Here is a 10,387-nt window from a genome sequence, read left to right as displayed (position 1 = left end):
AACGGAAGACGGGCGCGGACGCCGAGGCCGAAGGTTGTGCGGCTCTCGAAACTGTCTATGTAAGCCACCTGGCGGAAGGTTGTGAACCCGGTGACATTGACCGCTTCGGACCGGACGGCCGGGCGGTAGGTTGCGTTCATGTTGCCGTCGTGGGCGGGGGCGTTGACCGTGACCTGGATGTCAGCGGCTCCACGCAATGGCGTCGGCAGCCCGGAAGTCCCGGTGACGGCGCTGACGTAGCGAACGGTGTAGCCGGCACCAGTGCCGCGCACGTCGATCACGAGCCGATCGAAGCAGGCGTGTCGTCCCGCTCGGGCGTTCACGACGGGAGCACTGGTTTGGGCCGTGCTGGTCTTCGCTAGTGAGCCCCACGTGATTCCACAGTACGGAGCCGCGGATGCAGGGGCCGGCGCTACCAGGCCGAATCCGACAATGAGGAGCAGACTCGCCAGCAGCGCACGAAGTGTGTGCATGATGCACCACCTTTCATTTGAGTAGGTGGGATCATCGTAGGGCTGCTGAAAGCGTAAGGATCCGGCGCGGAAGCCATCGGCGCATAACCGTTACGGCGGAGGTGAAATGACCGTTTCCACAGGTCACAGAGTGGGTCGAACCGCAATCAATCAGACGCCGCAATGTCACCGTGTGCTTCCTCGGGCCGCGTCGGCGTATCCGGGCTACACCGGTAGCGGTACGCTCCTTCGGAACAGGTTCATTGCCGGTTCCGCGAGCCGCGCAGCGATCGGTCCAAACACGGCCATGAGCAGGACGTAGGCAGTTGCGAGTGCAGCAAGCTCCTCGGTCACCGCTCCCGAAGCGACTGCAAGGCCGGCGATGACGATCGAGAACTCACCGCGTGCAATCAGGGCGGCACCGGCGCGGGCACGGCCCAGGCGTCCGACACCCTGCCGTTTTGCAGCCCACCAGCCCGTTGCCACCTTGGTGATCGTGGTGATGAGCGCGAGCAGGAGTGCGTAACCGAGGACGGGCGGAATGGTTGCGGGATCGGTGTTGAGCCCGAAGACGACAAAGAAAACGGCAGCGAACAGGTCACGCAAGGGTTCGAGGAGGCGAGCAGCGTTGGTGGCTGTGGCCCCGGAGATGGCGATACCCAGCAGGAACGCGCCGACGGCGGCGGACACCTGCATGGCAGAGGCAAGACCTGCCACCAGGAGCGCCCCGCCGATCAGCGTCAGCAGGAATACCTCCCGGTCTTTCGAGTCGACAACGGCGGAGACTGTTGCGCCGAAGCGCAGCGCTACCACGAGGACGATGGTCACGACCACGAGCGAGATTCCCACCGCCTGGAGACCGCCGGCGAAGCTCACGCCTGCCAGGACGGTGGTGAGGATCGGCAGGTACACCGCCATGGCCAGGTCCTCGAAGACCAGGAGCGAAAGGACCACCGGTGTTTCGCGGTTTCCGAGCCGTCCGAGGTCCGAGAGGACCTTCGCCACGATGCCTGACGACGATATGTAGGTCACGCCGCCAAGCACGAAGGCTCCGATGCCGCCCCATCCGAGCACGAGTGCAATCAGCACGCCCGGCAGGAAGTTCAACACAATGTCCAGTACACCGGCCATCCACGACTGTCTGAGGCCGGTGACCAGCTCCCCCGCCGTGTACTCGAGCCCGAGCAGCAAGAGCAGGAGGACGACGCCGATTTCACTTGCGATCTCGCTGAACTCCGCCACACCGTCGAGCTCGATGAGCCCGCCGTGACCGAAGAACAGCCCTCCGACCAGGTAGAGCGGGATGGGTGAGAGTCCTATCCGTCCGGCGAGTCTTGCCAGGATACCGAGGCCGAAAAAGACGGCCCCCAGTTCAATGAGAACCAGCGCGCTGTGACTTCCCACGGGCGGCTCAGCCGCCGCGGAGGATCTCGGCGGCGGTGTCGAGCCCCTCGGAGGTGCCGACCGCTACGAGCAGGTCACCGGACCCGAGCACAAAATCCGGCGTAGGCGAAGCCTGCACCTGGCCCCGCCGAAGTACAGCAACGATCGACACGCTGGAACGGGTCCTCATCTTGGTATCCCCCAGCTTGCGTCCGTCATAGGGAGAGTCGACCTCCACGAGGAACTGGCGGGTGTTCACGCCCGGAAGGTCGCGGTGAGCCTCGGTCAACTGCGCCACGAGCTGGTGCGCACCAAGCAGGTTCCCGAGGGTAGAGGCTTCCTCGGAGGTGAGCGGAATGGACGCCAGACATGCGTCCGGGTCATCGGCACGGGAGACGATCAACTCCGTCTCACCGTCACGCTGGGTGACGGTCCCGATTCTGCGGCCTGAAGCCGTGACAATATCCTTGCGTACGCCGATTCCCGGAAGCGGCGTCTCTTCAACCTTCATGCTTTTACTTTAGTCCCGGGAGCGCTGTGCGAACTCCGGGAGCTGTCCACCTCGGGCGAAACAGCGATGCGCGCCCGCAGGGCACGTCCTCGGCTAGCGGTCCGCTGCGAGCGCTGCGGCAATGGCCTGTCCGCCTCCGGATCCCGGGCCGGCGCCGGAGATGAGTCCGGCCGCCAGTTCCGCGATCGCCGACGACGTCTGGAACCCGTAGCCGCCCTGGCCCGCTAACCAGAAAAAGCCCTCGGCCTCGGGGTCGAAACCCACCACGGGCAGGCCATCGGCCACCTGGGTGCGTAATCCCGTCCATGCCCTCAGGACGTGCTCGATTTCCAGTCCGGTCACCGAACCTAGGCGGGAGATCAGCGCTTCAAGGTCCTCGGGCCGGGGCTGCGCGTCCTCAGGCACGCTGGGAACGGACTCTGCAGGCGAAATCAGGACACCGCCGTCGTCCCTGCGGAAGTAGAAACTGTCATCCGCTGCCGCGACCATCGGGGAATCCGGAGCGGGCATATTCCTCGCCGCGACGACGGCTGCCGTGCGCCGGTAGGGGCGCAGGCCCTGCGTGGCCACCCCGGACAGGACAGCAAGTTCATCTGCCCAGGCGCCTGCAGCATTGACGACGACGGCGGCATGTACTGCGTGCGGTCCGGCGCCGACTTCCCAGGCGGTACGCAACTGCTGGACGGAGTGGACCCGGGCACCCGTCAGGATCCTGGTGCCGCCTGCAGTGGCGCGTTCACGATGGTGTTCGAGCAACACATCGGTATTGCAGCCGACGGAGGTGGTGTCGAGGCCGGCGGCGTCGTAACCGTGGGCGTCTGAAGCCGGCGCGATCTGTGGGCAGAGACGCACCGCTTCCTCCCACGGGATGCGTTCCATTGCGCCGCTGGCACGGGCAGCGACAGTCTCCTCGGAGCCGATCAGCATGAAGCTGCGGGGCGACAGAACCGGCGAAGACAGGCCACCCTCAAGTTCCCCGAGAAGGTTCAGCGTCCGGTCCGTGAGCCGGCGGATCACCTCCGGCCCATAACTGGGAATCAGCTGCCGGGCTGACCGTGAGGACGTGTGGTACGCGAGCGAGTGTTCTGCCTCGAGGAGGACAACCCTCAGCCGCGCGCGGGTGTTTGACGTGAGCGCCGACGCGAGCGACAGTCCCGCAATCCCACCACCGACGATGACGACGTCTGCTGTTTCGGCCATGGCCGTATCTCCTCACGCTCCGCTGGTCTCCGCGAAAATGCGGCTGACGTCCGGCTACTGCTCCGTCAGTGCGACGCACAGGACCGAGGCGTCGTCAGCTGCTTCGCCGATCTCGTCCTGGGTGGTCCGCAGCATCAGCATAAGCTCCTGCGCCCCCATTGGAGTCTGCACCGCCTCAAGAAACTCCTCGGGACCGCGGACAAGCCCCAGGTCGACAGCGCGCCACGCACCGTCCGACGCCAGCGCCACGGTGTGCACCGATTCGAGCGTCACGAGCTGTGCATGTTGAGCTGCGGCCGGCTCCCGGCGAGCAACCCAGACGCCGTCGGGTGTGTTCCGCCTCAGGCGCGCCGCGCGCAGCTCCTCAAGCGACGACGATCCCGGCAACGCCTCGCCGACGTGCTGCACCTCCCCGTTCCCGAAGCCTGCAACCACGTGGCAGTCGGCGAGGCTGAGGACGGAGAGCGTGCCGTCGTCGTCCGCTGTGATGAGCGAGACTGCGGCGCTTGGGAACCGCTCGGATTCGGCGCCCACCAGCTGGTGGCCGATGTCGTCCACCTTCGCGAGCGCCGCGGCGAGAACCGAGCGGGCATCACTCGGCCCGGCGCTTTCAGCAAGCGCCAGTCCCAGTACCTGTGCATACCAGGAGGGGTTGGAAGCGCCGGGGAGATCGAGTTCGTCGAGGAGGCTCGTTGCACCGTCGATCATCCAGGCAGCGTTGTTCCGGTAACCGCAGGCGTCTTCCATGACGTGGTTGTCGCCCTCGGTCTGGACGCGGGAGACATGCGAGAACTTCATCCGGTGACCCCTTCGTCAAGCAGTACTTCCTCGAGAATCCGGACCCCCATGGAGCGGAAAATCGGGTTGTCGTCGGAGATGGCGGCCATGGCCGAGGCCATGCACAGGGCCCATCCGCGTGCGCGCCGCCACGTCGCCGGATCGGGAGCCCGTTCACTGTTGATTGTTTCCATGAAAGTCCTGCGGCCCCCGCCGTCGAAGACCATCCAGGCAGCGGCGAGGTCCGTGGCGGGATCCCCGGACGTCAGGTCCCCGAAGTCGAGAACGGCCGCGAGGCCTCCCGCCCGGTCCAGGACAAGGTTCGCCGCATGCAGGTCGCCGTGCAGCCAGAGAGGCGGGCCATCCCATTCCGGTTGGTCCCGCAGGTCGCGCCACAGGAAGAGTAGGTCCTCGGACAACCCTGCGGAGGCGACCCGCTCCTCCACAGCCGCGTTGCGGGTGGAAAGCGGTCCGCCGCGCACCGGATTGCGTGGGGCATCCGGAGGTGCCGGGCGTTGAAAGTCCAGCACGAAGCGTGCGAGGTCTTCGGCCGCTTGGGAGCGGCCGTGCGGCTCGATTCCCGCCGCCTGTATCCCGTCCACCCACTGTGTGATGGTCCAGTACCAGGGAAAGTACGACGACGGCGTGCCCGTCCGCAACGGAACGGGTGTCACCGCCTGCAGGCCCACACTGAGTTCGGGCAGCCAGCGCTGCTCGTTCCGGATGAGGTCGGCCGCCGCCTGCCGGCGGGGCAGGCGGACGGCCAGATCATCGCCGAGCCTGAAGATCGCATTGTCCCAGCCGTTGGCAGCCCGGGCGAGCGGCAGGCCGGCGAGATCGGGGTGCTGATCGGCGAGCAGGCGCGCCACCAGCTCAGCGGTGACGTTCACCTCTGCTGCCGGCATGTTCGCCACCGCTGGCCCCCTACCCGTTCCTGTCAGTCGTCCGAACGGCTTGGCTACCCTTCGACTCCGAGCCGCTCCAGGATCAGCTGACGGACCCGGCCGGCGTCTGCCTGGCCGCGGGTTGCCTTCATGACCCCGCCGACGATAGCGCCGACCGCCTGCAGCTTTCCGCCGCGGATCTTATCCGCAACATCGGGCTGGGCCGCAAGGGCGCCGTCAATCGCTTCGAGGAGGGCGCCGTCGTCGGACACAACTTCGAGGCCCCTCTGGGCCACCACTTCGGTGGGCGTGCCCTCGCCGGCGAGCACGCCGTCGAGCACTTCACGGGAGAGCTTGTCGTTGATCTTGCCGGAGTCGATGAGACCCTGAAGTTCCACGATCAGGGCCGGAGTGACGCCCAGCTCAGCGGGCTCGAGGTCGGCGACCTTGGCACGGCGGGAGATCTCGCCCATCCACCACTTGCGGGCGGTTGCGGGCTTCACGCCTGCAGCGACGGTCTCCTCGATGGAGTCCATGACGCCGGCGTTGACCACGTCGCGGAATTCGGCGTCGGAGTAGCCCCAGTCAGCCTGCAGGCGCTTGCGGCGTGCGGCGGGCGGTTCGGGGAGTTCGCTGCGGAGTTTCTCGATCCACGCGTCGTCAGTCACCACGGGCACCAGGTCCGGCTCCGGGAAGTAGCGGTAGTCGTCGGCGTCGGACTTGGGACGTCCGGCCGTCGTCGACCGGGTGTCCTCGTGCCAGTGGCGCGTTTCCTGCGTGATGGTGCCGCCGGCGTCGAGCACTGCGGCGTGGCGCTGGATCTCGTACCGGACAGCGTGCTCGACGGCGCGAAGCGAGTTCACGTTCTTCGTCTCGGTCCGCGTCCCGAACTTCTCCTGGCCCTTGGGCTTCAGTGACACGTTGGCGTCGCAGCGGACGTTCCCGCGTTCCATGCGGGCATCCGATACGCCGAGGTTCTTGACGATCTCGCGGATGGCGGCGACGTAGGCCTTCGCGAGCTCGGGAGCACGCTCACCGGCACCGACGATGGGCTTCGTCACGATCTCGACGAGGGGAACCCCGGCGCGGTTGTAGTCGACGAGTGAGAACTCGGCGCCCTGGATTCGGCCGGTGGAGCCGCCCATGTGGGTGAGCTTGCCGGCGTCCTCCTCCATGTGCGCCCGTTCGATCTCGATCGTGAAGACAGTGCCGTCGGCGAGCTCGATGTCGATGGAGCCGTCGTAGGCGATCGGTTCGTCATACTGCGAGGTCTGGAAGTTCTTCGGGGTGTCCGGGTAGAAGTAGTTCTTCCGGGCGAAGTGGCATCGCTCGGCGATCTTGCAGTTCAGCGCGAGGCCGATCTTGATCGAGGACTCGACCGCCACGCGGTTGATGACCGGAAGCACGCCGGGCAGGCCCAGGTCCACCGGAGTGACGTTGGTGTTCGGGGTGTCACCGAACGCGTTCGGTGCGCTGGAGAACATCTTGGTGCGGGTGTTGAGCTCAACGTGCACCTCGAATCCGAGTACCGGATCGAACTTCTCCATGGCCTCTTCGAAGGACAGGATTTCGGCGGTTTCAGCAGTCATTTACTTCACTCCAGCGATCTCTGGTGCCTGTGCCAGCAGGGGTCCGCCCCAGGTGTTTTCGAGCAGGGTCTCCAGTGCCGCGCCCGCCCGGTAGAGCCGGGCGTCCTGACGTGCGGGGGCCAGGAACTGGATCCCGACGGGCAGTCCGTCCGAGAGTCCACCCGGAACCGAGATGCCGGGAACTCCCGCCATGTTCGCCGGGATGGTCGCGACGTCATTGAGGTACATGGCCAGCGGATCGTCCAGCTTCTCCCCCAGCTTGAATGCCGTGGTGGGAGCCGTCGGTGAGATGAGCACGTCCGCCTGGGTGAACGCCGCGTCGAAGTCGCGCTGGATGAGGGTGCGCACCTTCTGTGCCGAGCCATAGTAGGCGTCGTAGTAGCCGGCGCTGAGCGCGTAGGTGCCGAGGATGATGCGGCGCTTGACCTCGTCACCGAAGCCGGCGGCGCGGGTGGCGCCCATGACGCGCTCAATGGTGGGAGCGCCGTCGGGCACGACGCGCAGTCCGAAGCGGACGCCGTCGTACTTTGCGAGGTTGCTCGATGCCTCCGAAGGCATGATCAGGTAGTAGGCGCCCAATGCGTACTTGAAGTTGGGACAGGAGACCTCAACGACGTCGGCACCGGCCTGACGCAGCAGGTCCAGGGCTTCGTTGAAACGTGCCTGGACACCCTCCTGGTAGCCCTCCCCCTGGAGTTCCTTGATGACGCCGATGCGCATGCCCTTGACGTCGGCGTTGCGGGCAGCTTCAACGAGGGCGCCGACCGGGTCGGTCAGCGAGGTGGAGTCGTGGGGGTCGTGTCCGCCGATGACCTCGTGCAGCATGGCCGAGTCAAGGACCGTGCGGGTTACGGGACCGATCTGGTCGAGGGACGACGCCATGGCGATGGCACCATACCGGGAGACGCCGCCGTACGTCGGCTTGACGCCTACTGTTCCGGTGACTGCTCCGGGTTGGCGGATGGAACCACCGGTGTCGGTACCCAGGGCGAGGGGTGCCTCGAAGGCCGCGACAGCTGCGGCCGATCCGCCGCCGGATCCTCCCGGAATACGCTCAAGGTCCCAGGGGTTGCGGGTCGGTCCGTAGGCCGAATGTTCCGTGGACGAGCCCATGGCGAACTCGTCAAGGTTGGTCTTGCCGAGGATCGGCATCTTGGCGTCGCGGAGGCGCCGGACCACCGTGGCGTCGTACGGGCTGTGCCAGCCTTCGAGAATTTTGGACCCTGCCGTGGTGGGCTGGCCCTTGGTCACGATCAGGTCCTTGACGGCGATCGGCACGCCGGCGAGCGGGTGCATTGCGTCGCCGAGCGAACGCTCTTTGTCCACCTCGGAAGCGACGCGCAGTGCTTCGTCGGTGTTGACGTGGAGGAAGGCGTTGATGGCCGGATCGACCTCGCCGATGCGGTCAAGGTGCGCCTGGACGGTTTCGACTGCCGAGATCTCGCGGGAAGTGAGCTTCTCCGCGAGTTGGGCAGCGCTGAGCCTGGTGAGATCGGACATCGTTTACTCCTCGTCCAGGATTGCGGGGACCTTGAAGCGGCCGTCCGCGTTGTCGGGGGCACCGCTCAGAGCCTCGTCGTTGCTGAGGGTTTCGCCAATGACGTCATCCCGGTAGACGTTGCTCAACGGGATGGGGTGGCTGGTCGCCGGAACGTCGTCGCCGGCCGCTTCGCTGACCGCCTTGACGGAATCGACGATGACGGCCAGTTCACCGGCCATCCGGTCCAACTCCTCGGCGCTCATGTCGATGTGTGCGAGCCGGGCAAGATGCGCGACGTCCTCACGGGTGATCTCGGGCATGTTTCTCCAGGATCTTGAATGGCTTGGGGTTTCGGGTTCTAGTCTATGCGCGCTTCAGTCCGTCACCGGACTGCGAAGGGGGCACCTCGATCACAGCTCCAGTCGGAAGACCCACAGCTCGATGTCCTCACCCGGTACCCACCAGTCGCGGCTGGGCACCCTCTCGAAACCGAGCGACTCGTACAGTCGATGCGCACGCACCATGTCCGTGCCGCTCGTCAGGCTGACTGCCTCTACGCCGTCGACGGTGCGGGCGTAGTCAATGATCCACTCGACCATCCGGCGCCCGTAGCCTCCTCGCTGGACGGCCGGGTCGACGGCGAGCATACGGAACTCCAATTCACCGGCGATGGCAATATCCGTGTAGCGCTGACCCTCGAAAGTGATCGCGAACGACCCGATCACGACGCCGTCATCCTCGCCCACCCAGACCTCGGCGTGCTCAGCCCGGTGCTCGACGTCGGCGAGCACCTGCACGTAGGGGTGGTCGGCCGCGTCGAAGTAGCCGGCGTGAAGGTAGGCGTCGCGGGTGATCCGGCGGACGTCGTCGTAATCGTTCTCCGTTACACGACGGATGGTGAGGGTCATTGGTTATGCCTTGTTCTGGGAGGGCGCCGAAATGCGCCTATCCATTGTGCCCTGTCCCGAGCCGAAGTACGGCTTGCGCACATGACGAACCCACAGAGGGTTGGAACCAGCGCCCTGCTGACGCCGTCAGAGGGCGAGCTTGTACACGTGCAGCGAGAAGGAGTCAGACAGCACGAAGTCGCGGGACGGCATGCGGACGAAGTTCATCTCCTCATACAGCTTGTGCTGTCCGTCCATTTGCGGCGCGATAGTCAGGACCACACCTGACAGATCCGGGTCCCGGCGTGCACGGTCGATGACCTCACGGACCAGCGCATGCCCGATTCCCTTGTGCTGCTGATCCGGTGCAACAGCCAGCATACGGAACTCGAGTTCACCGTCGTGGGCGACGTCACTGAAGTCACCGCCCGCCCTGGTCATGAACACGGAGCCGACAATTGCTCCGTCCGATTCCGCTACCAGCAGCGAGGCGCCCGCATAGCCCCGGTTCTCGATAGCACCGAGGATGTGGTTGTAGGCGTAGTCGTCGTCGATGTATCCGGCATCCGCGTAGGCGGCCACGGTGATGCGCCTGATCTCGGCGTAATCGTTCTCGCCGGCCTGCCTGACCGTAATGTCCATGAATGACTCCTCCGGGGTAGGACACCGATGATCCGAGTGTGGCAGATCAGCCGTGCGACTGTGACCGGACCAATGCAACGATCAGGTTAAGTTAGGCGACCTCTGAACGCCGGTACCCGGTTCCGTCCGCATTCCGTACAAGGTACCCGTAATCGACCAGCGCGCGCCTCAGCGTAGGGATATCGCGCGTAACAGTGGCGATCAGCAGGTTGACCTGCGGCTCGGTCAGCTCCTGCCCGCCCGGAAACAGGCGATCGGCCAGGTGCTCGAGCACTGACAGCCGGTCGGCATGCCCCGCCGGAAGTCCGTCCAGGCGTCCTTCACGAAAGAACCTGTCGACGCCCTGCGGCCGCGGGGCTGATGCGGCTGCCAGGAGCTCCTTGAACAGGGCGTCATTGACCGAACCGTCGGCATCAAGCAGTCCTGACTCGATGAGCTTTGCTCGCTCCTTTGGCTGCACTTCAGGATCCTCTCCCAGCACCGCGCGGGCGTATGCCTCACGCAGCCTTGTGGAGGCCAGTGTCGAAAACACTTTCTGCCAACTCATGGTCATACCCGGGATCTGATGCGGGGACAGGTTAT

General features: G+C 65.6%; 12 protein-coding genes. All 12 read right to left on the bottom strand.

What is annotated here, in order from left to right; genetic code table 11:
- A partial coding sequence (locus tag RIF85_RS08075) for a hypothetical protein (protein ID WP_309071396.1) occupies positions 1-473 on the bottom strand: 473 nt, incomplete at its 3' end.
- Between the two features lie 204 nt (positions 474-677).
- Entirely contained in the window at positions 678-1,856 is a 1,179-nt protein-coding gene (locus tag RIF85_RS08070; RefSeq protein ID WP_309071395.1) for a cation:proton antiporter, read from the bottom strand.
- Between the two features lie 7 nt (positions 1,857-1,863).
- A complete protein-coding gene (locus tag RIF85_RS08065) occupies positions 1,864-2,346 on the bottom strand; it encodes a TrkA C-terminal domain-containing protein (protein ID WP_309071394.1) in 483 nt (160 codons plus the stop codon).
- A 93-nt stretch (positions 2,347-2,439) separates the two neighbouring features.
- Positions 2,440-3,546, bottom strand: coding sequence for an FAD-dependent oxidoreductase (locus tag RIF85_RS08060; protein ID WP_309071393.1), 1,107 nt, complete (start codon positions 3,544-3,546; stop codon positions 2,440-2,442).
- A gap of 54 nt (positions 3,547-3,600) precedes the next feature.
- Positions 3,601-4,344: a protein phosphatase 2C domain-containing protein gene (locus tag RIF85_RS08055; RefSeq protein ID WP_309071392.1), complete on the bottom strand. Its 744-nt coding sequence runs from the start codon at positions 4,342-4,344 to the stop codon at positions 3,601-3,603.
- On the bottom strand, positions 4,341-5,228 hold the full coding sequence (locus RIF85_RS08050) for an aminoglycoside phosphotransferase family protein (protein WP_309071391.1): 888 nt from the start codon (positions 5,226-5,228) through the stop codon (positions 4,341-4,343). Before RIF85_RS08050 ends, RIF85_RS08055 begins: the two co-directional genes overlap by 4 nt.
- 53 nt (positions 5,229-5,281) lie before the next feature.
- The gene (gene gatB / locus RIF85_RS08045) at positions 5,282-6,796 is read right to left on the bottom strand and encodes an Asp-tRNA(Asn)/Glu-tRNA(Gln) amidotransferase subunit GatB (protein WP_309071390.1); all 1,515 of its coding nucleotides are present in this window, start codon (positions 6,794-6,796) and stop codon (positions 5,282-5,284) included.
- On the bottom strand, positions 6,797-8,296 hold the full coding sequence (gatA, locus tag RIF85_RS08040) for an Asp-tRNA(Asn)/Glu-tRNA(Gln) amidotransferase subunit GatA (protein ID WP_309071389.1): 1,500 nt from the start codon (positions 8,294-8,296) through the stop codon (positions 6,797-6,799).
- A gap of 3 nt (positions 8,297-8,299) precedes the next feature.
- Complete coding sequence (gene gatC / locus RIF85_RS08035; RefSeq protein WP_309071388.1) at positions 8,300-8,596, bottom strand: Asp-tRNA(Asn)/Glu-tRNA(Gln) amidotransferase subunit GatC; 297 nt, start codon at positions 8,594-8,596, stop codon at positions 8,300-8,302.
- Positions 8,597-8,686: 90 nt separating this feature from the next.
- Complete coding sequence (locus tag RIF85_RS08030; RefSeq protein ID WP_309071387.1) at positions 8,687-9,184, bottom strand: GNAT family N-acetyltransferase; 498 nt, start codon at positions 9,182-9,184, stop codon at positions 8,687-8,689.
- Between the two features lie 126 nt (positions 9,185-9,310).
- Positions 9,311-9,805: a GNAT family N-acetyltransferase gene (locus tag RIF85_RS08025; protein ID WP_309071386.1), complete on the bottom strand. Its 495-nt coding sequence runs from the start codon at positions 9,803-9,805 to the stop codon at positions 9,311-9,313.
- A gap of 91 nt (positions 9,806-9,896) precedes the next feature.
- A partial coding sequence (locus RIF85_RS08020; RefSeq protein WP_309071385.1) for a DUF2087 domain-containing protein occupies positions 9,897-10,387 on the bottom strand: 491 nt, incomplete at its 5' end.

It is taken from the genome of Arthrobacter sp. (assembly GCF_031179385.1).
Taxonomy (GTDB): Bacteria; Actinomycetota; Actinomycetes; order Actinomycetales; family Micrococcaceae; genus Arthrobacter_D.
This window is presented reverse-complemented; position numbering and strand designations above follow the sequence as displayed.